This is a genomic window from Streptomyces sp. RFCAC02, assembly GCF_004193175.1.
Taxonomy (GTDB): Bacteria; Actinomycetota; Actinomycetes; order Streptomycetales; family Streptomycetaceae; genus Streptomyces.
Genome location: NZ_SAUH01000001.1, coordinates 76,991 through 100,923 on the forward strand (window position 1 = coordinate 76,991; position 23,933 = coordinate 100,923).

At 73.3% G+C, this 23,933-nt stretch carries 23 protein-coding genes; 13 read left to right on the forward strand and 10 right to left on the reverse strand.

What is annotated here, in order from left to right:
- The first annotated feature begins 7 nt into the window (after positions 1-7).
- Entirely contained in the window at positions 8-2,956 is a 2,949-nt protein-coding gene (locus EMA09_RS00340; protein ID WP_129837732.1) for a glycoside hydrolase family 2 TIM barrel-domain containing protein, read from the forward strand.
- A 155-nt stretch (positions 2,957-3,111) separates the two neighbouring features.
- Here the strand turns inward: EMA09_RS00340 and EMA09_RS00345 are convergent, their stop codons facing one another.
- Both EMA09_RS00345 and sigJ read right to left on the reverse strand, forming a co-directional pair.
- Positions 3,112-3,924 (reverse strand): S1 RNA-binding domain-containing protein, encoded by an 813-nt coding sequence (locus EMA09_RS00345; RefSeq protein ID WP_129837735.1) that lies wholly within the window; start codon positions 3,922-3,924, stop codon positions 3,112-3,114.
- A gap of 45 nt (positions 3,925-3,969) precedes the next feature.
- Positions 3,970-4,869: an RNA polymerase sigma factor SigJ gene (sigJ, locus tag EMA09_RS00350; protein ID WP_129837737.1), complete on the reverse strand. Its 900-nt coding sequence runs from the start codon at positions 4,867-4,869 to the stop codon at positions 3,970-3,972.
- A 101-nt stretch (positions 4,870-4,970) separates the two neighbouring features.
- On the opposite strand from sigJ, the gene EMA09_RS00355 reads away from it, so the two are divergent.
- On the forward strand, positions 4,971-5,333 hold the full coding sequence (locus EMA09_RS00355; protein ID WP_129837739.1) for a hypothetical protein: 363 nt from the start codon (positions 4,971-4,973) through the stop codon (positions 5,331-5,333).
- Positions 5,334-5,344: 11 nt separating this feature from the next.
- On the opposite strand, the gene EMA09_RS00360 is transcribed toward EMA09_RS00355, so the two are convergent.
- From EMA09_RS00360 to EMA09_RS00370, 3 genes are all read right to left on the reverse strand, one after another.
- Positions 5,345-6,115: an SDR family oxidoreductase gene (locus tag EMA09_RS00360; RefSeq protein WP_129837741.1), complete on the reverse strand. Its 771-nt coding sequence runs from the start codon at positions 6,113-6,115 to the stop codon at positions 5,345-5,347.
- A 180-nt stretch (positions 6,116-6,295) separates the two neighbouring features.
- Positions 6,296-6,940, reverse strand: coding sequence for a TetR/AcrR family transcriptional regulator (locus EMA09_RS00365; RefSeq protein ID WP_240796152.1), 645 nt, complete (start codon positions 6,938-6,940; stop codon positions 6,296-6,298).
- Positions 6,941-7,002: 62 nt separating this feature from the next.
- The gene (locus EMA09_RS00370; protein WP_129837743.1) at positions 7,003-7,965 is read right to left on the reverse strand and encodes an alpha/beta hydrolase fold domain-containing protein; all 963 of its coding nucleotides are present in this window, start codon (positions 7,963-7,965) and stop codon (positions 7,003-7,005) included.
- A gap of 137 nt (positions 7,966-8,102) precedes the next feature.
- Between EMA09_RS00370 and EMA09_RS00375 the strand changes: the two genes are divergently transcribed.
- Positions 8,103-10,100 (forward strand): serine/threonine-protein kinase, encoded by a 1,998-nt coding sequence (locus EMA09_RS00375; protein WP_129837745.1) that lies wholly within the window; start codon positions 8,103-8,105, stop codon positions 10,098-10,100.
- 22 nt (positions 10,101-10,122) lie between these two features.
- Here the strand turns inward: EMA09_RS00375 and EMA09_RS00380 are convergent, their stop codons facing one another.
- Positions 10,123-10,890 carry an SDR family NAD(P)-dependent oxidoreductase gene (locus EMA09_RS00380; RefSeq protein WP_129837747.1) on the reverse strand — a complete coding sequence of 256 codons (768 nt, stop codon included), beginning with the start codon at positions 10,888-10,890 and terminating at the stop codon, positions 10,123-10,125.
- A 203-nt stretch (positions 10,891-11,093) separates the two neighbouring features.
- Positions 11,094-12,038, reverse strand: coding sequence for a DUF5829 family protein (locus EMA09_RS00385; RefSeq protein WP_129837749.1), 945 nt, complete (start codon positions 12,036-12,038; stop codon positions 11,094-11,096).
- 445 nt (positions 12,039-12,483) lie between these two features.
- Here EMA09_RS00385 and EMA09_RS00390 point away from each other — a divergent pair, with 445 nt between their 5' ends.
- A complete protein-coding gene (locus tag EMA09_RS00390; RefSeq protein WP_129837751.1) occupies positions 12,484-13,539 on the forward strand; it encodes a YncE family protein in 1,056 nt (351 codons plus the stop codon).
- Between the two features lie 63 nt (positions 13,540-13,602).
- Here the strand turns inward: EMA09_RS00390 and EMA09_RS28105 are convergent, their stop codons facing one another.
- Positions 13,603-13,755 carry a hypothetical protein gene (locus EMA09_RS28105; protein WP_168220608.1) on the reverse strand — a complete coding sequence of 51 codons (153 nt, stop codon included), beginning with the start codon at positions 13,753-13,755 and terminating at the stop codon, positions 13,603-13,605.
- Here EMA09_RS28105 and EMA09_RS00395 point away from each other — a divergent pair.
- Positions 13,729-13,920, forward strand: coding sequence for a hypothetical protein (locus tag EMA09_RS00395; RefSeq protein ID WP_129837753.1), 192 nt, complete (start codon positions 13,729-13,731; stop codon positions 13,918-13,920). The two genes, EMA09_RS28105 and EMA09_RS00395, sit on opposite strands and share 27 nt — an antisense overlap.
- 142 nt (positions 13,921-14,062) lie before the next feature.
- Positions 14,063-14,551, forward strand: a complete 489-nt coding sequence (locus tag EMA09_RS00400; RefSeq protein ID WP_129837755.1) for a hypothetical protein — start codon at positions 14,063-14,065, stop codon at positions 14,549-14,551.
- Positions 14,552-14,588: 37 nt separating this feature from the next.
- On the opposite strand, the gene EMA09_RS00405 is transcribed toward EMA09_RS00400, so the two are convergent.
- Complete coding sequence (locus tag EMA09_RS00405) at positions 14,589-16,634, reverse strand: beta-galactosidase (protein ID WP_129837757.1); 2,046 nt, start codon at positions 16,632-16,634, stop codon at positions 14,589-14,591.
- 184 nt (positions 16,635-16,818) lie between these two features.
- On the opposite strand from EMA09_RS00405, the gene EMA09_RS00410 reads away from it, so the two are divergent.
- From EMA09_RS00410 to EMA09_RS00425, 4 genes are all read left to right on the forward strand, one after another.
- Entirely contained in the window at positions 16,819-17,835 is a 1,017-nt protein-coding gene (locus EMA09_RS00410; RefSeq protein WP_129843749.1) for a LacI family DNA-binding transcriptional regulator, read from the forward strand.
- Between the two features lie 83 nt (positions 17,836-17,918).
- A complete protein-coding gene (locus tag EMA09_RS00415) occupies positions 17,919-18,650 on the forward strand; it encodes an alpha/beta hydrolase fold domain-containing protein (protein ID WP_129837759.1) in 732 nt (243 codons plus the stop codon).
- A 129-nt stretch (positions 18,651-18,779) separates the two neighbouring features.
- A complete protein-coding gene (locus tag EMA09_RS00420) occupies positions 18,780-19,265 on the forward strand; it encodes a hypothetical protein (protein ID WP_129837761.1) in 486 nt (161 codons plus the stop codon).
- Positions 19,266-19,470: 205 nt separating this feature from the next.
- Positions 19,471-20,229, forward strand: coding sequence for a class I SAM-dependent methyltransferase (locus EMA09_RS00425; protein ID WP_240796153.1), 759 nt, complete (start codon positions 19,471-19,473; stop codon positions 20,227-20,229).
- A gap of 15 nt (positions 20,230-20,244) precedes the next feature.
- Here the strand turns inward: EMA09_RS00425 and EMA09_RS00430 are convergent, their stop codons facing one another.
- Entirely contained in the window at positions 20,245-21,465 is a 1,221-nt protein-coding gene (locus EMA09_RS00430; RefSeq protein ID WP_129837765.1) for an RNA-guided endonuclease TnpB family protein, read from the reverse strand.
- A 27-nt stretch (positions 21,466-21,492) separates the two neighbouring features.
- Here EMA09_RS00430 and tnpA point away from each other — a divergent pair, with 27 nt between their 5' ends.
- The 3 genes from tnpA (at position 21,493) to EMA09_RS00445 (ending at position 23,890) form a co-directional block, all read left to right on the forward strand.
- Positions 21,493-21,909: an IS200/IS605 family transposase gene (gene tnpA, locus EMA09_RS00435; protein WP_129837767.1), complete on the forward strand. Its 417-nt coding sequence runs from the start codon at positions 21,493-21,495 to the stop codon at positions 21,907-21,909.
- Between the two features lie 292 nt (positions 21,910-22,201).
- Complete coding sequence (locus EMA09_RS00440) at positions 22,202-23,023, forward strand: SDR family NAD(P)-dependent oxidoreductase (RefSeq protein ID WP_129837769.1); 822 nt, start codon at positions 22,202-22,204, stop codon at positions 23,021-23,023.
- 81 nt (positions 23,024-23,104) lie between these two features.
- Positions 23,105-23,890: an SDR family oxidoreductase gene (locus EMA09_RS00445; protein WP_129837771.1), complete on the forward strand. Its 786-nt coding sequence runs from the start codon at positions 23,105-23,107 to the stop codon at positions 23,888-23,890.
- The last annotated feature ends 43 nt before the right edge of the window (positions 23,891-23,933 follow it).

Sequence of the window (23,933 nt, forward strand, 5' to 3'; positions counted from 1 at the left end):
GAGACCCATGCACGACCGGCCGCACGGTCAGGCCACCTTCGCCGCCCTGCCGTACTACGAGAACCCCGCGAGCGACACGGGGACCCTCCCGGCCCGCGCGTGGTGGGCCGAATCGGATGCCGCCCGGCTCTCGCTGAACGGCGACTGGGAGTTCCGGCTCGCGCCGACCGCCGAGGGCACCGGCACGGCGTTCACCGGCGACGATCCCTCCGCCACGGCGGACTGGGACCGGATCACGGTGCCCGGCCACTGGGTGCTCCAGGGCCACGGCATACCCGCGTACACGGGGGTCGCGTACCTCTTCCCGGTCGATCCCCCGTACATGCCGGACGAGAACCCGACGGGTGATCACCGGCGGGTGTTCGATCTGCCGGCGGACTGGCCCGCGGACGGCGAGACCCTGCTGCGTTTCGAAGGCGTCGACTCCTGCGCCCGCGTCTGGCTCAACGGCACCGAACTCGGCACCTTCCAAGGCAGCCGCCTCCCCCACGAATTCGCCATCACCCACCTCCTGCGCCCCACCGGCAACACCCTCGCCGTCCGCGTCCACCAATGGTCCGCCGGCAGCTACCTCGAAGACCAGGACATGTGGTGGATGCCCGGCATCTTCCGCGACGTCACCCTCCACCACCGCCCCCACCACTCCCCCACCGACTACTTCACCCACGCCACCTACGACCACACCACCGGCCACGGCACCCTCCGCATCGACACCGACCAACCCGGCCGCATCACCATCCCCGAACTCGACATCGACATCCCCACCGGCCACACCACCCGCATCCCCGTCCAACCCTGGACCGCCGAAACCCCCCACCTCTACACCGGCCACCTCACCACCTCCGGCGAAACCATCCCCCTGCGCATCGGCTTCCGCACCATCACCATCGACAACGGAACCCTCAAGATCAACGGCCGCCGCATCCTCTTCCGCGGCGTCAACCGCCACGAATTCCACCCCGACACCGGCCGCACCGTCACCCCCGACACCATGCGCCACGACATCCTGCTCATGAAGCAGCACAACATCAACGCCGTCCGCACCAGCCACTACCCACCCCACCCCGCCTTCCTCGACCTCTGCGACGAACTCGGCCTCTACGTCATCGACGAGGGTGATCTGGAGACGCACGGGTTCTGCTGGATGCCGGAATGGCGCGGCAATCCGGTGGCCGACGACCGCTGGACCCCCGCCCTCGTGGAACGCGCCCGCCGCATGGTCGAACGCGACAAGAACCGCCCCTCCGTCGTCATCTGGTCCCTCGGCAACGAATGCGGCTCAGGCCCCGGCCTGTCCGCCATGGCCGCCTGGATCCGCGAACGCGACCCCTCCCGCCCCATCCACTACGAGAACGACCCCACCTACCCCGACAGCGACATCTACTCCCGCATGTACGCCCCGCACGCCGAAGTCGACGCCATCGGCCGCCACGAGGAAGAACCCTTCGACGACCCCGAACTCGACGCCCACCGCCGTTCGCTGCCTTTCCTGCTCGTGGAGTACGCGCACGCCATGGGCAACGGCCCCGGCGGCCTCGCCGACTACCAACGCCTGTTCGAAACCCACGAACGCTGCCAGGGCGGCTTCGTCTGGGAATGGATCGACCACGGCCTCACCAAGCACACCCCCGACGGCCGCGCCTACTACGGCTACGGCGGCGACTTCGGCGAGCCGATCCACGACGGCAACTTCGTCTGCGACGGACTGGTCCTGCCCGATCGGACCCCCACTCCGGGGCTCGCCGAGTACAAGAAGGTCATCGAACCCGTCCGCATCACCGGCGACGCCGCCCGGGGCACCGTCACTGTCCGCAACGGCTACGACTTCGCGGATCTGGACCACCTCGTCTTCACCTGGACCTACGCGGTCGAGGGCGTGCGGGTGGCCGCCGGCGACCTGGCCGTGCCGTCGCTCGCGCCGGGCGAGCAGGCGGACGTCGCGCTGCCGCCCGTACCCGCGGACGCACCGGCCGGCGAGGCCGTCTGGACCGTCCACGCCCGCCTGGCCGCCGACACGGCCTGGGCGCAGGCGGGACACGAGATCGCCTGGGGGCAGCTCACCGCCGTCCCGGCGCCGCCCCCGGCCGCCCCCGCCGTCCTGTCCGCCCCCCGGCGGGAGGGCGAGCGGATCACCCTCGGCCCCGGCGTGTTCGACGCGCGCACCGGGCGGCTGCTGTCCATCGGCAGCATCACGCTGTCCGACACGCCGCGCATCGACCTCTTCCGCGCCCCCACCGACAACGACCGGGGCATGCACTGGGAGGCCGACGCCCAGGTCAGCGTGCACTGGGAACGCATCGGCATGCGCCATGTGATGCACCGGACGGACGCCGTCGAGCCGTCGGACGACGGCCTGACCGTCCGCACCCGCGTGGCCCCGCCGTCGCGGGACCTCGGCCTGGCCGCCGTCCACCACTGGACGGCCGGCGATGACGGTGCCCTGCGCCTGACCGTCGCCGTCGAGCCGCAGGGCGACTGGCCCTGTCCGCTGCCCCGGCTCGGACTGCGCCTCGGGCTGCCCGCGGCCTTCGGACAGGTCACGTGGTACGGCGGCGGCCCGGGCGAGGCGTACCCGGACACCCGCGAGGCCGCCCGCATCGGCCGCTGGGAGTCGTCCGTCGACGCGCTGCAGACGCCGTACGTCCGGCCGCAGGAGAACGGCGCCCGCACCGACGTCCGCTGGGCCGAACTGGCCGCCGACGACGGCACGGTGCTGCGCGTCGAGGCCGGACCCGAGCCGTTCTGGTTCACGGCGCGCCGCTGGACCGGCGAGCAGCTCGACGCCGCCGAGCACACGGTCGACCTGGAGCCCGGCGACACCGTCTGGGTCAACCTGGACCACGGCCAGCACGGCATCGGCAGCCAGTCCTGCGGACCGGCCCCGCTGCCGCAGTACCATCTGACGCCCGCACCGGCGCGGTTCGGGTTCACCTTCCGCGTTCGCGGCGGACGGTGATCCGGTGGCCCGTGGCGGCATGTCCGACGCCGCCACGGGCCTCCGCGGCTCGACCTTCGAGCGGCTCGAAGGCCGATCCTCGTTCCCGCGGGTGACGGGCGGAGGGGGCCGGGGCGGCGGGGCACGTGTGCTCGGCTCGGGCGTGTACCGGGGGATCACCCGCGAGGTGCGAGGATCAGCCTGCGTCGCTGCCGGTCGATCTCCGTGACGACGACCTCGAGCGTGTCACCGACCCCGACGGCGTCCTCGGGGATTCCCCCAGGTGCGGGCGCCGGCCCGCGCAGAGGAATCAGGCCCTCGACGCCGCCGGTGACCCGGACGAGCGCACCGGACGGGAGCAGCTCCGTGACCCGTCCCCGAAGCGTCTGCCCCACCGTGGCGCCGTCGGCGAACGCCCGGAAGGGGTCGGGCCGGGTGGCCCGCAGGGACAGCCGGGCCTCTCCGTTCGTCGTGTCGAACATGAGGAAGGCGCAGGAGACCCGCTGTCCCACCCGCACGACGTCCGGGACCGCTCCGACGCGCTGCCAGGACAGTTCGGGAACGGTGATGAACCCGACGCCGGGGAACACCGGGTGGTCCGGCCCGTCGTCCAGCGCGACGAAGACCCCGAACCGTTCGACCGATGCGACCGTGCCCCGGAGCACCTCACCGGCGCGGAGGGACTTCAGGAACGCCCACAGACCGGGATTCTCCGTGGCGGCCAGGGACAGCACGGCCCGCCCCCGGTCGGGGTCGACGGCGATCACCTCGGCGGTGATCCGCCGTCCCGCCGTCACCGCCGCGGCCGGCTCCCGGCGCCAGGTCAGGTCCAGCGGTCCGACGAACCCCAGCGGGCGTGCGGGGAAACCGTCCAGGAGCACCGACGCCCCTCGCCGGGAGACGTCCGCCACGGTGCCGCCGAGGAGTTCACCGACCTCGATCCCGGCCAGGAACCGCGAGGAAGCCTCGTCCTCCGACACCCCGCCCATGCCGCCCAGCCTCTCACGGGGCGCGGCCGCGGGGCCGCCGGCCGGTCAGTCGTCCCGCACCCACGGGCGCAGCTTCTCCGGGTTGCGGACCACCCAGATCCGGGTGACGCGGCCGTCGGCGACCTCGAAGGACGCGACGGTCGTGACCGTACCCGCGCGCCGGGCCACCAGACCCGGCGTGCCGCTGACGGACCGCTCAAGGAGTTCGAGCCCCGGCGCCCGGTCGGCGATGGCGACCATGTACCCGGCGATCCGCTCCCCGCCCTCGACCGGGCGCAGGACGGTGCCGACCATGCCGCCGCCGTCCGCGGTCATGACGGCGGCCGGGTCGAGGAGGTCCACGAGGGCGGCGATGTCCTTGCTCTCCCACGCCTCCTTGACCCGCCGCACCGTGTCACCCCGCACGGTGGTCAGGCCCCCGACCCGCGCCGCGCGCACCCGCCGCCGGGCGGAGGCCGCGAGCTGTTTGCAGGCCGCCGGCGTCCGGTCGAGGACGCCGGCGATCTCGGCGAACGGGTACCTGAAGACGTCGTGCAGCACGAAGGCGACCCGTTCGGCGGGGGTCATGGTCTCCAGGACGACGAGGAACGCCGTGGTCACCGACTCGTCCAGGACCATCCGGTCGGCGGGGTCCGTGGCCCGGCCGTCGTCCCACTCCGCGCGGTCGGGCAGCGGGTCGGGCAGCCACGCGCCGACGTAGCGTTCGCGCCGCGCACGCGCCGAGCCGAGCACGTCCAGGCAGATGCGGCCGGTCACCGTCGTGAGCCAGGCGCCCGGGGACGCGATGCCGTCCCGCCGGCCGGGCGGCAGCGCGTACCAGCGGGCGTACGCCTCCTGGACGGCGTCCTCGGACTCCGCCAGTGAACCGAGCAGCCGGTAGGCGACGTTGAGCAGGTGGCGGCGCTCGCCCGCTGTGCCGTCGGGGTCCGTCGCAGCCGTCTCCATGATCCCGGCCGTCCCCCCGCCTTACCTTTCGCCCGCCCGCGTCGTCGAGCAGGTGAGACCTTATCGATCCACTGCCCCCGGGCGGAAAAGGGGACCACGCCATGGCGACCCAGGTGACAGCACAGCGCCGCTTCTCGTTCCTGCAGACCGCGATCGCCCTGCAGACCCTGACGATCTTCCTCCAGGCGGTCTCGGCCGGTCTGCTCCTGACCGCCTCCTACGGGGAGACGCTGCACAGCGTCGGAGCCCGCGTGATGTACGGGGCGTCGATGCTGTACGTGCTCGCGGCGGTGCTCGCGTGGAAGCCGGGCGGCGGCTCGCCCCGGCCGATCGGGTACGCGTCCGGCTTCCTCGTCCTCGCGTCGGTCCAGGTCGTGCTCGGCATCGCGCATGTGCCGTCGGTCCATCTGCCGCTCGGCGTCCTGATGTTCGGCCTGAGCGTGCTGGCGCTGGCGCGGCGCTGACGCCGGGCCGCTCAGCGGGAGGTGTAGCCCGCGTCCACGTGGATGACGGAGCCGGTCACGTACGACGACTGGTCGGACGCGAGCCACAGGCTGGCCTGGGCCACTTCGCGCGGCTGTCCGAAGCGGCCCAGCAGGCTGAGCTGCGGCGCGTACTCCTCCTCGGTGAAGCCGAACTGTTCCAGGGCGCCCCGCAGCATCGGCGTGTCGATGGCGCCGGGGGCGACGGCGTTGACCCGGATCTGCTGCGGCCCGTACTCGAGGGCGGCCGTCTTGGTGAGGCCGTTCACGCCGTGCTTGGCGGCGACGTACGCCGGGTTGGCCGGCTGGGGGCGGAAACCGCTGACCGACGAGATGTTGACGATCGAGCCGCCGCCGCCCTGGGCGACGAGCTGCCGCAGCTCGTGCTTCAGGCACAGGGCCGTCCCCTTGAGGTCGACGGACATGAGGCGGTCCCAGTAGTCCTCGTCGAACTCGGCGGTCAGCCGGTCGTCCGGGGTGAGGGCGGCGTTGTTGACGGCCGTGTCGAGGCGGCCGAACGTGTCGACGGCGGTGCGGACCATGCCCTCGACCTGGGCGCTGTCGGAGATGTCCACGCCGTGGAAGGCGGCCGTGCCGCCGGCCGCCTCGATCCGCCGGACGACGTCCCGGCCGCGTTCCTCGTTCATGTCGGCGGCGAGCACCCTGGCGCCCGCCTCCGCGAACAGCTCGGCCGTCGCGGCGCCCATCCCCATGGCGGCGCCGGTGACGATCGCGACCTTGCCCTCCAGAACCGGGAACGTCATCTCTCCGCACCTCTCCTCGCGATGTCCGCCGACGGTGCGGCGCCTCCCGGTCAGTCTGGAACGGGAGCGGACGCGGCGCGCGGCCGGTTGCTCCGAACGCGGTGCGGGGCCGGGAGGGTCAGGAGCGGTCGGCGGCCGGCCGGCGGGACACGGCAACAGGCCATGAGCGGGAGAACGGTGTCACAGGGCCAGGCTCCCGGTGGCCAGGAGTACGGCGTGGCGGAACGCCTCGGCACCGGCCTGTGCGCCCTCCGCCCCGGCCACACGCGCCCACTCCTCGGCCGCGACGCGCAGGGCGGCGTTCAGCATGACGGCCTTGACCCGCGGCGTCAGGGCGGCCGGGTCGTCGCCGGTGCGCGCGGCGATGATGCCGGTGAACACCGGTTCGGCGTCCCGGTGGACGCTCAGCCACACGGCGCGCAGCCCCGGCTCGTCCGGCAGCAGGCGCACCAGCGCGAGCAGCGCCTCGGCGTCCTCCGTCCGGTCGAGCGCGGACGGGTCCTGCCGCAGCCCCTCGCTCAGGGGCCGGTCGGCGGGCCAGCGCCGCAGCCGCGCGGCGGTGGCCTCCAGACCGGCGGACAGCAGCGGGCGTACGCACTCCTCCTTGGAGGGGAAGTAACGCCACAGGGTGCGCAGCGAGATGCCCGCCTCGCGGGCGATCTGCGCTCCGGAGGTCGCCGCGACGCCCCGCGCGTCGAACAGCCGCACGGCCGCGTGGGCGATCTCCAGCCGGGTGGCCGCCTTGCGCCGCTCGGTCAGCGGCGGCCGTCCGGTCGGCCGCGCCCCGCCGGGCGGCACGGCCTCCGGTGCTCCGGGCTGCTCCACTGCGCTCTCCCCCTCCGCCGCTGCCGTCTGTCACCCTAACGAGCCATCGGGCGGCGGCCCCGTCAGGCCGCTCTCCCGGTGTCCCGCCGAGGGGCGAGGTAGGCGGCGACCCGGTCGAGGGTCGCGTCCGTCTCGGGGAGGGTGGGCGCGATGTTGAGGTGGCCGTGGAAGACGCCCGCGGCGAAGTAGGTCTCGACGTCGACGCCGTGCCGCGCGGCCCGCTCGGCGGCGTCGGCGGCACCGACGCGCAGGTCGTCGTACTCGGCGAGGATGACCAGCATGGGCGGAAGGCCCGTGTAGTCGGCGTCGTCGAAGGCCGCGAGCGGCGCGTCGGCGCGGGGGCCGGTGTAGCGGTCCCACATGGTGTCCAGGGCTTCCTGCGGGAAACGCATGGCGGGCGGGACGGCGGCCATCAGCCGCTCGTGCTCCGCCGTCGTGCGGGCGCGGCGGTGCAGGGCGGGGTAGGCGAGCACCAGCCGGTCCGGCACCGCGCGGCCCCGGGCACGCAGTTCGTACGCCGCCGCCAGCGCGAGATTGCCGCCGGCCGAGGCGCCGCCCAGCGCGGTGCGCTCCGGGTCCGTGCCGAGAACGGCGGCGTGCTCGCGGGTCCACAGATACGCATCGGCCGCCTGGCGGTGCAGCGCCGGGTAGGTGACGGTCGTGCCGTTCGCGAGGTGGTAGTCGACGGAGACCACGACGACGCCGGCGCGGGCGCACACCTCGCGGCTGACGGTGTCCCCCTCCGTGTCGTCGAGGGAGCCCGCGGCGAAACCGCCGCCGTGCAGCCAGACGAGGGCGCCGTGGGGACCTGCCGCCGGCCCGGGCGGTGTGTAGACGCGGACGCGCAGGTTCCCGTCCCGGCCGATGTGTTCCTCGGCGGTCGGCACGGGCGGGGCCTGGTACGGACGCTCGTCGCGGTAGACGTCGGCCTTGGCGGCGCGCAGGACGGGATCCGCGTCCGTTTCGGCCCGGGTGGCCCCGGCGAGGGGGGCGAGTTTCTTCTCCAGGGACGGATCGAGGGACATGGGACCTCCGGCAGTGGGGACGACCGTGCGCTTGAATCGTTTTATCAGGACGCGGTCCGGCCCGGGGAGCCCCCGGCCGGTGTCCGTCAACGCCCTTGGCCGGTACGGTTGTTGCCAGACGCGCAGGGGGTGCGGAGGTGAAGGAACCGGGTCCGGACGATCCCGCCGAGATCGGCCCTTACCGGCTGGTGGCACGGCTCGCCACGGGCAGCACGGGACGCGTCTGCCTCGGACGCTCCCCGGACGGCGAACACGTCGCCGTCCGGCTCGTGCACGAGTCCCGGGCGGACGATGCCGCGTTCCGGCGGCGCTTCGCGCGCGAGGTCGCGGTGGCGCAGCGGGTGCGCAGCCCGTGGACGGTGCCGGTCCTCGGGGGCGACACGGGCGCGCGCGTGCCGTGGGTGGCGACCGGGTACGTCCCCGGGCCGACGCTGCGTGACGCCGTGGCGGAACGTTTCGGCCCGCTGCCGGAGGCGTCCGCGTGGGCGCTGTGCCTCGGCCTGGCGCGGGCACTGGCGGAGATCCACGGCCACGACCTCGTGCACGGTGGCCTGAAGCCGTCCGGCATCCTGCTCACCCCGGAGGGTCCGAAGGTCACCGGCTTCGGCATCGCACGCGGCGCGGCGGTGACGCCGTCCGGCTCCCCCCGGTGGCTGGCCCCCGAACAGATCGTCGGCGAGCGGGCCGGAGCGCCGGCCGACGTGTTCGCGCTGGGCGCGGTGGTGGCGTACGCGGTCACCGGCACCGGGCTGCCGGCGGCGGATGCGTCCGCGCCCTGGCAGTCCCCGGACGGGGGAACGGGAGCCGGGCCGGTGGACGGCCCGCTGCGCGGGGAGCTGCGCGACCTCGTGACGCGGTGCACGGCGAAGGACCCGGCGCGCCGCCCGTCACCGGCCGAGATAGCCGAGGAGGCCGCGCGGCACGGCGCGGCGGCGCTCGCCGGCGGGGCCTGGCTGCCCCCCGCCCTGTCGGCCGGACTCGGGCGGGATGCGGCGGCTCCCCCGGTCCCGGACGTGCCCGGCGACCCGCCGACGCACCCGGCCGGGGCATCGCGTGGGCAGCGCCGGTCGGTGCGCGGCGCTGCGGCGGTCGGCGCGTTGCTGCTGGCGGCCCTGGCCACATGGGCGCTCCTGCCGGGTGGTGGGGACAGCGCCTCCGAAGCGGCCGGTGACGCTCCGGGGAAGTCGGAGGCCGACGCGCCGGACTCGGACGACGCGCCGTGGCCGGGCCCGGCGGCCGAGACCGGTCTGACCCCCGAGACCGGCTTGACGGACGTGCGGGGCGACGCGGACGGTGCCGGCGGGACGGGCGCCACGGAGCCGGACGGCGCGACGGAAACCGCGCCGCCGGCCGGTTCCGGCGCGCCGCTGAGCGAGCTGCTGCCCCCGGAGGTGCGCGAGGCGGGGACCGTCACGGTGTACGCGCCGGTCGACGCCGGGCCGTTCGGCCACCTCGACGGGTCGGGCGGGTTCGCCGGCCTCGAACCGGAGCTGCTGGCCGCCATGGGGGAGCGCCTCGGCGTCACCTTCGCGCTGGAGGCCGCCGACGATCGGGAGACGGCCCTGGAGCGGCTCGCGGGGGGCGAGGGACCGCGCATGGCGATCGGGGGGTTCTCCGACACGCCCGACAACCGCTCCGAGTCCGGGACCACCGTGGTGGACAGCTTCCAGGACGGCTATGTGCTGGTGATGCGCGACGGCGAGGTCGCCCGCGACCTGGGCGGTCTGTGCGGCGGCACGGTCGCCGGCTGGGAGGGCGACTACTACCGGGGACTGGTGGCGGCCGAGAGCACGGCCTGCGGGGATCCCGTCCGGTACTGGGGGATCGACGACCTGCCCGCCATGCTGGACGCGGTGCGCGACGGTGAGGCGGACGCGGCGTTCGTGCTGTACACGGAGATCGTCGGCCATTTCGCCGAGCACGAGGGGTCGGACGGCGGCCTGGCCCTGTCGGAGCGCCTGATGCTCATCGGCGACTACGGCATGGCGGTGCACCGCGGCGACGGGGAGCTGGCGCAGGCCCTGCGCGCCGCGCTCCAGTCGCTGATCGACGACGGGACGTACGCGCGGGCCATGGAGCGCTGGGGCATCCCGGACGCCGCGGTGGACACCGCGCGGGTGAACGGCGAGCCGTGACGGCCGCGGGCCGGTCGCCGGGTCAGACGGCGGACCAGCCGTTGTCGACGGGCAGGACGACGCCGTTGACGTTGCTCGCGGCGTCGGAGGCGAGGAAGAGGATCGCGGCGGCCTGCTCCTCCGGCCCCGAGACCCGGCCGGTGTTGGCCCGGTAGGCGCCGATGACGGCGGGGCCGGCGGCGGTGGCGTCGGTGTCGACGGCGATGCCGGTGGCGGTGCCGCCGGGGGCGATGGCGTTGGCCCTGATGCCCCGGTCCCGGTACATGACCGCGAGGGACTTCGTGAGGCCGACGACGCCGTGCTTGGAGGCGGTGTACGCGGCGCCGGCGGCGCTGCCGCGCAGACCGGCCTCGGACGCCGTGTTGACGATCGCGGCCCTGCCCGAGGCGAGGAGGTGCGGGAGCGCGGCGCGGGTGAGGAGGAAGGGCGCCGTGAGGTTCACGCGCAGGACACGGTCCCACTCCGCGTCGGAGACCTCGCCGAGGGCCGACATGCGGTCCATGACGCCGGCGTTGTTCACGAGGACGTCGATGCCGCCGAACGTCTCGACGGCGGTGGCGACGACCCGGTCCACGACCCGCTGGTCGCCGAGGTCGCCGACGACGGCCACGGCCGTGCCGCCTGCTGCGGTGACCTGCCGCACGGTGGCATCGGCGCCCTCGCGGGAGAGGTCGGCGACGAGGACCTTGGCCCTCTCGCGGGCGAAGGCGAGGGCCGCGGCCCGACCGATGCCGGAGCCGGCCCCGGTGACGATGACGCCCCTGCCGTCGAGCCCGGTGTGGCTGCCCATGGTCGTTCTCCTCGCGTGCGGTGGTACGGGCGGCGGTGGCGCCGCGCCGCCGACCCTACGACTTCATGGCACACAGTGCCAAAAAGTCGCCGCGCGCCCCGCCCGTGAGGACCGGGCCGGGCGCACCCGTCCACGGACCCCGGGAATGGGCAGCGCCGGCCCGGGCGGGATCCGGGCCGGCGCAGACGGTGCGGTGGAGGTGATCACGGCTGCTCGAAGGTCCACACGGCCCGGGCGCCGGGACCGACGGACAGCGTGGAGTTGCCGATCCGCTCCTCGGTCATGACGTCCTGGGACTCGTTCAGCGCCATCTTGATCCACTGCAGGCCGTACTCACCCGCCGGGACCACGTCGAACTGGACCTCGGTGACGCCGTCCGACACGTGGACGTCGCCGTCGTCGAAATACTCGATGTCGAGGCCGGCGGCCTCGAACAGCGGCAGGTTGTCGCTGAGGTCGCGCTCGCTCACGCCGAAGCGCAGGCCGGTGATCTCGCGCATCAGGTGGTCCTGGTAGTCGTCGGTCTGGTACCGCTCCCGGCTGATGTCACCGGGGTAGGCCGCCGGGTCCGTGTTGCTGCGCGGGTCCTCGAAGTACTCCGGCAGGTACTCCATCGCCCAGGCCCCGAAGGTGTCCCACTCGGTGACGGGCATGTTGAACCCGTCGAACCACCCCACCGGGACGCCGTCGCCGAAGTCGCGCGTCTGGCGGAACTCGAGGGGGTCGACGCCCGCCTCGGTCAGCCGCTCGGTCGCCGTCTGGAGGCCGCCGGTGTACTCGGCCGACAGCGCCAGCGAGGACGAGCCGTAGTTGGCGTCCTGGCCGGGCAGTTCACCTTCGGCGAAGAACTCGAAGTAGGTCTCGCTGCCGTAGATGTAGCTGCCGCTCCAGGTCAGCTCCGCACCGGTGGTCGTGCGGATCTCGAAGTTGGCGAAGTCCCGCAGGTACTCCGAGTTGTCGATGGCCTCGGCGGTCTCGGCGTCGATGACCGCGTAGGAGTGGTTGTAGTACAGCGTCGGCTCATCGGCTGTCTGCTGGGCCTGCTCGGCCGTCACCGGCTGCGCGCCGGCCTGGCCCGCTCCCGTGAGGGCGACGGTGACGCCCAGCGCAGCGACGGTCGCAACTCCGAAAAACCGTTTCTTCAGCATGAGGGCTCCCTACTGGGCTCGTACATGGGTGCGGGGGGTGGGACGCCGAAAGCTCGGGCAAGGCCCGGGGCGCGCGTCCGGCGGGACGGTGCCGGCGGTTTCCTGTACGTGCGGTGCCGCGCCCGCTCCCGTCGTCCGGTCCGGTGCGTTTTTTCGCAGGTGCAATGCGGGCGGTCCACGGCACAACCGCCCCACCGGCACCAGGAACCCCAGTGGCCGGCACCAGCAAGAATCCCGATGCCGAATCGGCCGGTCAAGGGTGCGATCGGTGCCTACTTCGGCAACACCGCGCGCACCCCGGAGCTGACGCGGCACTCAACTCACAAACATCGGACGGGTGTTGCAGGCGTCACACAAGCCATGTCAAAAACTTAGGTAAGGCTAAGCTAACCTCTCGTTGTCCGCCTCGCTCACGAGGTGTCCCCTGCAAGGAGTGGTCACACCCATGTCCTCATTCACCCGCCGCACCGGTACCGTCGCCGTCACCCTGGCCGCCGGCAGCGCGCTCGTGCTGACCGGCACCGCCGCCGCTTCCCCGACGGCGGCCGGTACGGCCTCCCCGGCGCCGGCCGTCGCGTCCGCGCCGCTCGTGGAGGGCCTGTACCAGTCGGCCTATTCGGAGCGGAACGACGCGCTGTGGGTCACCTCCGCCGTCGGACGCCCGCCCGTCACCCAGTCGGCCCTGCTCCGGGTCGACCCCCGGACCCTGGAGATCGAGCAGACCATCGTGCCGCCGGTCACCGACGGGGCCACCGGCGCGGTCGAGGCCGTCTACGGCATCGACGTGGACGACGAGCACAACACCGTGTGGACCACGAACACCCGCGACAACAGCGTCTCCGTCTACAGCCAGCGCACCGGCGAGCACCTGGCGACCCTCCCCGGCGTCGACCACGCGCGGGAGATCGTGGTGGACGAACGTCACAACACCGTGTGGGCCAGCGCGTTCGGATCCGGCACCCTGGTCGCGTTCGACAGCCGGACCTTCGAGGAGAAGGACCGCGTCACGGTCGAGGGGGCGGGCCCGACCGGCCTGGCCGTCGACGAACGCAGCGGCACCGTCTACGCCGCGGACCTCTCGGGCGACCGCATCATCGAGGTCGGCCCCGACGACGAGGCGCCCCGCTTCATCCCCACCGGTGACGGCCCGATCTCCATCGACCTGTCGGAGAACGGCCGTACCGCCTACACCGCCGACCAGACCGGCGGCACGCTGTCGGTCGTGGACCTGCGCTCGGGCACCGTCGAGCGGACCGTGCCGACCGGCGAGGGCGCCCTGTCGGTCGAGGTCGAGCCGCGGACGGACCGGGTCGTCGTCGTCAACCGCACGGCCGCCACGGTCTCGGTCGTCGACGCGCGCCGCGGCCGGGTCGTCGACACCATCGCGACCGGCGCCAACCCCAACCACGTCGAGACCGTCCGCGGGACCGCCTTCGTGGTGGACAAGTCGGGCGCCGGCGCGGCACCGGACCAGCTCTACCGCATCCGCGTGGGCCGCTGACCCACGCACCGACCGGACGCCCGGCCGACGCGCTCCCTCGCGTCCGGCCGGGCGTCCGGCCCGTCAGGCGGGACCGCCCGGCGTCACGAGACCCGCCTCGTACGCCGTGAGCACGAAGTGGACGCGGTCGCGGGCGCCGAGTGCGGACCCGATGTTCGCCAGATGGGTCTCCGCGGTGCCGGGTGTGATGTGGAGACGCGCGGCGATCCCGTCCACGCCGGGCAGTTTCCCGACTACGCGTGGCAGCAGTGCCTTTCCCTGCCGCACCCGCGCGGCATCGCGGCGCTGCCGTCGGTCGCGGAAGCGTGGCTGGCGTTCGCCCTGTGGCCGGGTGTGGCGGTGGCGGTGGCCGTCACCGTCCTACGGCGGCGCGACATGTGACGGGGGCCGGGTCGGGCGGGAGGTGCGCCCGGCGTACGCGGGGGGTCGCACGGGCACCCGTCTACGGACCGTGTGTGCCACGTCACCCATCGGAGCGGTACGCTGCGGTTCCTGTTCCGGTGTGCGTCCCGAGAGATGTGGCATGGCCGAGATCGACACGATGGTGAAGGTGCTCCACACCCTGGAGTCCGCGGCTGAGATCTTCACCGAGGAGGAGCAGCGCCTGCGGCGGCTCCACGGCGAGCCGCACGACGGCGAGGCCACGGCGGGGAGCCCGCAGCAGACGCTGATCGGCATCCGCTCGATGGTGTCGAGCACGCGGCACGCGGCCAAGGCGGTCGCCACGGCCATCGGGTACACGCTCGCCGGCTCGGAGGAGCGGACCCGCGCCGTCGCCGTGGCGCGGACGAAGCCGATCTGCGTGCCCAGCGGTCTCGACCGGATGGGCCGCCCGATCGGCCCGCGGACGGTGCAGGCGCTGCGGATCATGCAGACGGTCTCGGAGTGGTTCGAGGACAACGACCTCGGGACCGAGATCGAGGTCTGCCTGGCCGCGCCGGACGCCACGTACCCGCCCAGCAGTTGGACGTCGCGCCCGGGGAAGCGCACCCTCCCGCCGCCGTCGTCCTGACCGTGCCGGGGCGGCGCGGCCAGGATGTCCGGGCGCTTCAGTCCGCCGCGGGCCGCCGCAGCACGGTGACGCCGCGCGGCGCGAGGACGGCGGCGCCCTCCGTGCCGCCGGCCAGGGCCCGGCCCGTGACGCCGTCGAGCGGCACAGGGGTGTCGCCGCGGTTCACGAGGAACCAGTAGTCGGCGTCCTCGCCCGCGCGGATCGTGAGTTCGGCCCGGCCGCGCACCTCTTCGGGCAGCTCGCTCGTGACGCCGGCGCGGGCGAGCAGGCCGGCCAGGACACCGGTCAGCCCGCCGGGGCCGAGGCGGGTCGAGACGTACGCGGCCGAGCCGCGGCCGGCCGGGCGGCGGGTGAGGGCCGGGCGGCCCTCGGCGTGGCCGGTGGTGTACCGGGCCAGGACCTCGACGGCCGGGTCGGTGACGGTGATGAGGTCGGTCCACAGGGTGCCCGTGCCGCCGTCGTCGAGCGGCGCCGTCTCGTCGTCCAGCAGCGGTGCGAACTCCTCGATGCGGATGCCGAGCAGCTCGCGCAGCGGACCGGGGTAACCCCCGAGCCAGGCGTGGTCGTTCTCGTCGACGATGCCGGAGAAGTACGTCGTCACGAGGTGGCCGCCGTTCTCGGTCCAGCGGACGAGGTCCTGGGCCAGGGCCGCGGGCAGGACGTGCAGGACGGGCGCGACCAGCAGGTCGTAGCCGTCGACGGGCGTCCCGGTGGGCACCACGTCGGCGCGTACCCCGAGGGCGAGGAACGCGGAGTACCAGTCGAGCGCCTCCTGCCGGTAGCGCAGGCGCGATGTGGGGTGCGAGTCCAGCTCACTGGCCCACCAGGACTCCCAGTCGAAGAGGATCGCGGCGCGCGCGGGGCGGCGGCGGGTGCCGGTGACGGGGGCCAGGTCGCGGAGGGTGGCGCCGAGGCGCGTCACGGCGCGGAAGACATCGCTGTCGGGGCCGGCGTGCGGGACCATCGCCGAGTGGTACTTCTCGGCGCCCGCGGCGGACTGGCGCCACTGGAAGAAGCAGACCGCGTCGGCGCCGTGCGCGACGTGGAGCAGGGAGTCGCGGGCGAGTTCACCGGGGCGCTTCGCCCGGTTCACGGGCTGCCAGTTGACGGCCGACGTGGAGTGCTCCATGAGGAACCAGGGACGGCCGCCCGCGATGTTGCCGACGAGGTTGGCGGAGAACGACAGCTCGTCGAGGGACTGCGGGCCGGGGTGCGTGTAGTGGTCGTTGGAGACGAAGTCGACCTCGGCCGCCCAGTCGGCGTAGTGCATGCCCTTCGTCTCGCCCACGACCATGAAGTTGGTGGTCACCGGGATGTCCGGGGTCAGGCGGCGCAGGACGGCGCGCTCGGCGCGCAGATGGTCCTTCAGCGCGTCGGAGGAGAAGCGCTTGAAGTCGAGCTGCTGGGTGGGGTTGGGGTGGGAGGCGGCAAGGCGCGGCGGGAGGATCTGGTCGAAGTCGTTGTAGCGCTGGGACCAGAACGCCGTCCCCCACGCGTCGTTGAGGGCGTCGATCGTGGTGTAGCGGTGGCGCAGCCACGTGCGGAAGGCGCGGGCCGCGTCGTCGGAGTAGTCGTAGATGTTGTGGCAGCCCAGTTCGTTGCTGATGTGCCAGGCGACCAGGGCCGGGTGGTCCGCGTAGCGCTCGGCCAGGGCCGTGACGAGGCGCAGGGCGTGCTCGCGGAAGACGGGGGAGGTCGGACGCCAATGCTGGCGTGCGCCGGGCGACACGATCTCGCCGGTGGCCGTGACGGGCAGGATCTCGGGGTGCGCGGTGGTCAGCCAGGGCGGTGGCGATGCGGTGGCCGTGGCGAGGTCCACGCCGATGCCGCCCGCGTGGAGGAGGTCCATGACCTCGTCCAGCCAGCCGAAGTCCCAGGTGTCCGGGCCGGGCTGGATGCGTGCCCAGGAGAAGATGGCGAGGGAGACGACGTTGACGCCCGCCTCGCGCATCAGGCGGACGTCCTCCCGCCAGGTCTCGCGGGGCCACTGGTCCGGGTTGTAGTCGGCGCCGTAGCCGAGGCCGGGGGCGGCACCGTCCGCGGCGGGCAGACGCGGCCAGCGGTGCGGGATCGTACGGGGCATCGGGCGTCACTCCTCGGGTGCGGGCGCGGGGCGCGGCGTCATGTTTGCGTAAACATGACGCGCAGCGGCGATGTTTACACTGCTGCCTGACAGGGGTCAAGAGCCGGAGAGGCGGTCACCAGTGGCGCAGACGGGGCGGCCGGACGGGACCGCGGAGGCGGAGCGGCGCACGCGGCGGGTCTCCATGGCGGACGTGGCGCGGCTCGCCGGGGTGTCGGCCCAGACCGTCTCCCGGGTGTCCAACGGCCACCCGGGCGTCGTCGAGGCCACCAGGCGCCAGGTGCTCGACGCCATGCAGGAACTCGGCTACCGCCCCAACAGCGCGGCCCGGGCACTGAAGCGCGGCGAGTTCCGCACGATCGGCGTCATCCTGTCCTCCCTCTCGACGACCGGCAGCGTCCGCACGCTGGAGGCCGTCGCCGCGTCCGCCGCGCAGGAGGGGTACGCCGTCACGCTGCTGCCGCTCGCCGCGCCGACGCGGGACGAGGTGCGGGGGGCGTTCACGCGTCTCGGCGAGCTGGCGGTGGACGGGTTCGTCGTGATCATGGAGGTCCATCTGCTGGACACGGCGACGGTGCCGATCCCGCCGGGCGCCCAGGTCGTCGTCGCCGACTCGGAGGCGGGCGGGCGCTACGCCGCCGTGGACACCGACCAGGCGGGCGGAGCGCGGGACGCGGTGCGCCACCTGCTGGCGCTGGGGCACGGCACGGTGTGGCATCTCGCGGGTCCCGCGGACTCGTTCGCCGCGCAGCGGCGCGCCACGGCGTGGCGGGACGCCCTCGCGGAGGCGGGCCGCCGGGTGCCGCCGCCGCTGCGGGGCGACTGGACCGCGGAGTCGGGGTACCGGGCGGGTCTGCGGCTCGCGGAGGAGCCGGGGTGCACCGCGGTGTTCGCGGCGAACGACCAGATGGCCCTCGGGCTGCTGCGCGCGCTGCACGAGCGGGGGCGGTCCGTGCCGGGGGACGTGAGCGTGGTGGGGTTCGACGACATCCCCGAGGCGGCGTCGTTCCTGCCGCCGCTGACGACCATCCGCCAGGACTTCGCCCGGGTCGGGCAGTTGCTCGTGCGGGGAGTCCTCGACCGGCTGCGCTCGGGGACCTCGGAGGCCGGGGCGACGCTGGTGCCGACGCGGCTGGTCGTGCGCGCGAGCACGGCCCCCCCGGGCGGCCCGCGTGCCGGAGGCCGTCAAGGCGGGCGGTGAGACGCCGAGTTGCCTGCAGGGGGGTCGAGTCGCGGGCGGTCGGGTTGGTAGCGTTCGAGCCCCCGGGAGGAGGAGGCACGGGCGTGACCGTGACCGCGAAGGATGTCGAGACGACCAGTGTTGTCTACGGGCAGAGCGACAGGCTGATGGATGTCCACCGGCCCGCGGACCCGCCGGGGGATCTCCCCGCGGTGCTGCTGTGGCACGGGAGCGGCGCCGACGAGCGTGAGGTCCTGCGGCCGCTGGCGCGGGCGGTGGCGGCGGCCGGCGCGGTCGTCCTCGTGCCCGACTGGCGTTCGGACACCCCCGACGCGGGGCGCGCGCATCTGCGGGACTCCGTGGCGTTCGCCGTCGAACGGGCCGGCTCGCTCGGCGCCGACGCGGAGCGGATCACGCTCGGCGGCTGGTCGCGGGGCGGCAAGGCGGCCCTCGGCACCGCCTTCCGGGCCGACGGGGTCGACGGGTGGCGGCCGCGGGCCGTCGTCGCCATCGCCGGGGCCGGCCGTACGCTTGCGCCGTACGGGGAGCTGCCGCGCGCGGGCGGCCCGGCGTCCCCCCTGCCCGTGGTGCTGGTCCACGGCACGGCCGACACTCTGGTGCGGATAGAGCGCTCGCGCGCGCTGCACACGCTGCTCACCGGGCAGGGCTGGCCGGTGACCCTGGAGGAGATCGACGCGGACCACGCGGGTGTCGTGATGGCTGTGCACGACGGGGGAAGCGGGCGGTGCGTGCCGAGCACGGACGAGGCTGTGGCGCGTGCGGGGGCACGGACGGCCGGCGTACTGGCCCGGGCCGCCGGCGCCGTGACCGGCTGAGGCGGCGCGGCCAGCGGGAACGTATCGGTCCGGCCGCGAATGTCATGGGTGTGTGACTGATCAGTTGTTCACATCGAAGTGTCAACTACGGTGCCGGTACGCTCACTTCATTCATCAAGGGGACACACCATGCACAGGTCCGCACGTCTCCCGCTGCCCGTCGCCGCAGCGGCATCGACCCTGCTGCTGATCACGGGGTGCGCGAACGAGGACGCGCCCTTCGGGATCGAGGCCGGCGACATCTACGAGGCGCCCGACGACTCCGACGTGGAGGATCTCCCCGAGTTCGACGAGGACGACCTCGGCGGGGACACCGGAGGCGACCTCGGCGGGGAGACCGACGGATCCTCGGCGGAGGGCGACTGGTACCTGGACCCGGCCGACCTCATGTCCACCAACCTGTACATCATGGGCAACTCCGTGCTCTTCTTCGCCGAGAACAACGACTGCCAGGGCACGTTCGCCGACAACACCGTCACCCTCACCTCGTGCACCGAGGGCATCAACGGCGAGCAGTGGACCGAGATGACGGCCACGGTGACCCCGAACGGCGACGGCACCCTGGACGTCACCTGGGACTCCGGCCGGCAGGAGACGTACTTCATCGAGCAGTGATACGGCCCTCCCCCGCCGTCACGCGGCCCGGCTCGGCGTTCGGGCGATCCGGACCCGTGCCGGGTCCGCGGCGGACCGGTGCGGGGAGGAAGACGCCGGGAGAACGGCCCGTACGACGACGCCGCGCAGCAGTTGGCCGCGGCCAGGAACCGGACTCGGTGCGGCACACGTCTCCCGCACCATGGGTGATCGCCAAGACCACGTGATGTCCGTCAAGCTGGTCCCGCAGTCGGCGGCGGGTGTGGACGCGCCGGAGGTCAACGACTACGACAGCTTCGCCGAGGCGTACACGGCCGTGAGCGAGACCAACCTGGTCAACGCCCACTACGAGCGTCCCGCGATGCTGGCCCTCGCCGGAGACGTGGCCGGCCGGCGGATCCTCGACGCCGGCTGCGGAGCGGGACTCCTGTTCGCCGCGCTGCGCGACCGTGGCGCCGTGGTGAGCGGCTTCGACTCGAGCGCCGGGATGCTGGAGCTGGCCCGGCGGCGGCTCGGCGACAGTGCGGACCTGAAGGCGGCGGACCTGGGCGGCCCGCTTCCCTACCCCGACGACACGTTCGACGATGTGGTCGCGTCCCTGGTGCTGCACTACCTGGAGGACTGGGGACCTGCTCTGGCCGAGCTGCGACGCGTGCTCAAGCCCGGCGGCCGGCTGATCGCTTCGATCGACCATCCCTTCGCCGTCAACCTCATGCACCGCGAGGTCGGCCGCGAGGCGGAATGCGACTACTTCGACACCACCAGGTGGACCGTGGAGTGGACCATCGGCAGCCGGACCGCCCTGGTGAGTCGCTGGCACAGGCCGCTGCACGCGACGATCGAGGCGTTCACCGGGGCCGGTTTCCGGATCACGGACATCGGCGAGCCGGATCCCGACCCCGCCGCCGGCGAGCTGTTTCCCGAGGCCATCGCCGCCATGCCGCGCTTCCTGTCCTTCCTGTTCTTCGTCCTGCGGGCCGATTGACTTCCGCTCCCCCACCTAAAGGTGGGGGACTCCTACCACGGTCGTCTGACCGTCTCGGTGGGTTCCTGCTTCACCGCGCTGCGCCGGTACGGGTACCGGTCTTACCTGCGCTCCACAGGCCGTAACGGCCAGTCCGGCCGCCTTGGCGACGTTGACCGCCGCATTGATGTCCCGGTCCAGGACGGCCCCGCACTCCCCGCACGTCCACTCCCGGACGCTCAAGGGCTTGGGGCCGTCCTTGACGCCGCACACGGAGCACACCTGGGAGGTCGGCTCGAACCGGCCGATCCTCACGAAGGTGCGCCCGTGCCGCGCGGCCTTGTACTCCAGCATGCTCACGAACGCCGACCAGCCCGCGTCGTGCACGGACTTGGCCAGGCGCGTGCGGGCGAGTCCCTTCACCGACAGGTCTTCCACGGCGACCGCTTGGTTCTCGCGGATCAGCTTCGTGGAGAGCTGGTGGTGGAACTCGCGGCGCGCGTCGGCGACCCGCGCGTGAGCGCGAGCGACCTTCACCCTGGCCTTGCCCCGGTTCGCGGAGCCCTTCTGCTTGCGGGACAGCTCCCGCTGCGCCTTCTTCAACCGCTTCTCGGCCCGCCGCAGGAAGCGCGGACTGTCGACCTTCGTCCCGTCGCTGAGAACGGCGAAGTGTCCCAGCCCGAGGTCTATGCCGACCTCGGCGTCTACCTCGGACAGTACCTCGGTCGGCTCGGTCTCCACCACGAACGAGGCGAAGTACCGGCCCGCCGAGTCCTTCACGACCGTCACGGTGGACGGGGTGGACGGCAGCGCACGGGACCACTTCACCCGCACGTCGCCGACCTTGGGAAGGGACAGGTCCCCGCCTGTGGTGATCTTCCAGCGGGCATTCGCGGTGAAGCGGATCGACTGCCGGGTGTCCCGCTTGGACTTGAAGCGCGGGGCTCCCATGCGGGGGCGCTTGCCCTTGATGCCGTCGAAGAAGTTCTTGTACGCGGTGTCCAGGTCCCGGAGGGACTGCTGGAGGACCACCGACGAAACCTCGCCGAGCCAAGCTCGCTCCGGTGTCTTCTTCGCCTCGGTGATGAGCTGCTTCGACAGGCCCCCGGACTTCGGGTACGGGCGGCCCTGCTCGTGGGCGTCCTTGCGGGCGCGCAACGCGTCGTTGAAGACGACGCGGGCGCACCCGAACGCCTGGGCCAGAGCGGCACGCTGAGGGCCGTTCAGGTACAGGCGGAAGCTGTACCGAAGCTGCATACCGAAGAGCGTACTGCCAGTTGGTTTATGGCTGAGTATCAGGATATCCGTACAGGTAGGCACTGCGCTTTCGCCCTTCACGCGCACTTGGTTTTCGTGACGAAGTACCGACACAAGGTGTTCGGGGACGCGCACCTTCGACGCTTGGAAGAGATCATGCGGAGCGTCTGCGAGGACTTCGAGACGGAGTTGGTCGAGTTCAACGGCGAGGCGAACCACGTGCACATCCTCGTGAACTTCCCGCCGAAGGTCGCGATCTCGAAGCTGGTCAACTCGCTCAAGGGCGTCAGCTCGTGCCGGTTGCGGCAGGAGTTCCCGGACCTCGTCCGGCACTACTGGCGGGCTCAGCACCTGTGGTCCGGGTCGTACTTCGCCGGATCCGTGGGCGGAGCGCCTCTGTCGATCGCGAAGCAGTACATCGAGCAGCAGAACCGCCCGGCCTGACCTGATCGTGAGCGCGGGTCAACAGTGCGGATCCGTGCCCACGGCCGAGGTCAGAGCGGGCTAAAGATTCGCTTCACCTCCGGGCTGAAGCCCGGAGCACTGCGAATGAAGCCGGTAGCAACGAGTCCCCGCTGAGCGGCCGGCCGCTTCCCCGCCGGCCGGGCGGCGCGGGTGACGGCGAACTCGGGCCCGGCCGTCGCCGATCGCTGTTGCCTTCGCGCCGGGTTTCGCCTACCGTTCTCACGAGACGGAGCGGTCCGTCTCATGAAACGGAACGACAAGGAGTCCCGCCATGACCCGGCCCAGGACGTGGTTCATCACCGGCGCTTCCCGAGGGCTGGGCCGCGCGCTCACGGAGGCCGTCCTCGCCGCGGGCGACCGCGTCGTCGGCGCCGCGCGGGACGTGTCCCCCCTGGCCGGCCTCGCCGCCGCGCACCCGGACGCGCTCCGGACGATCGCGCTCGACATCTCCGACCGCGCCGCCGTCCTCACAGGCGTCGAGCGGGCGATCGCCGCCTTCGACGGACTCGACGTCGTCGTCAACAACGCGGGCGGCATGCTCTACGGCATGGTCGAGGAGGCCACCGAGGAGCAGATCCGCGCCCACTTCGACGTGAACTTCTTCGGCGCCGTGTGGGTCTCCCAGGCCGTGCTCCCCCACCTGCGGGAGCGGAAGGCCGGCCGCATACTCCAGGTGGCCTCGATGGGGAGCGGCGGCGGCGTGGCCACCGTGGGCTTCTACGGCGCGGGCAAGGCGGCCCTCGCCTCGCTGGGCGAGGCCCTCGCCATGGAGGCCGAGCCGTTCGGCGTCCGGGTCACCGTCGTGCAGATGGGCGGGTACGCCACCGAGCTGTTCACGCGCGGGACGACGGCGACCGCGCCGCACCCGGCGTACGACGACCTGCGCGCCCGGATGGCCGAGATGTGGGGCGACGAGACCGGCCCCGCGCCGGAGACGGCCGCTCCCGCGCTGCTCGAACTGTCGCGGCTGCCGGAGCCGCCGCGGCAGCTCGTCGTGGGCAGCGCGTCGTTCGACATGGTCCAGGAGATGGACCGGACGCGCACCGCCGACCTCCTGCGGTGGGAGGACCTGAGCCGGATGGCACCCGGGTGAGCCGGCCCGGCAGGCAGTTTGCGCCCCCGGAGGCGTGGCATCCGCGTGGGGATCGCTGATGCAGCGCGAAGGGAGTACGCGATGACTGTCGCCGTGGTGACGGGAGCCGACTCGGGCATCGGACGGGCCACCGCCGTGCGGCTGGCCGAGTCGGGCATGGACGTCGGCATCACCTGGAACACCGACGAGGAGGGTGCGCGGCGGACGGCGGACGAGGTGCGGGCGGCGGGCCGGACAGCGGCGGTGGCGCGGCTCGACCTCACCGCGCTGCCGGACGCCGTGCAGGCCGTCGACGCCCTGGCCGACGGCCTCGGCGGCCTCGACGTCCTGGTGAACAACGCGGGGACCGGCACCTCGACCCCCTTCCTCGACATCGATCACGCGACGGTGCGGACCGTGCTGGACGTGGACCTGGGCGGGCCTTTCCTGTGCTCGCAGCACGCCGCGCGCCGGATGATCGCCCAGGGGCGGGGCGGCCGGATCGTCAACGTCACCTCGGTCCACGAGCACCAGCCGAAGGTCGGCGCCGCGCCGTACTGCGCCGCCAAGGGCGGGCTCGGCCTGCTCACCCAGGTCATGGCGCTGGAGCTGGCCGAGCACGGCATCACCGTGAACGCGGTCGCCCCCGGGGAGATCGCCACACCGATGACGGGCCAGGAGGACCGTGACGTGCGGCGCGAGGAGCGGCCGGGCATTCCGCTCGGGCGACCGGGCGACGCCCGCGAGATCGCGGCGGTGATCGCCTTCCTGGCCGGCCCGGACGCCTCGTACGCGACCGGCGCGTCCTGGGTGGTGGACGGCGGGATGCTCCGGATGGGGCCGCAGGCCGGCTCCCGGCTGACCAGCGGCGACTGGCGCCGCCCCTGACGCGCCGACGGCGCGGCACGCCTGCCCTCCGCGCGGGCGGTAC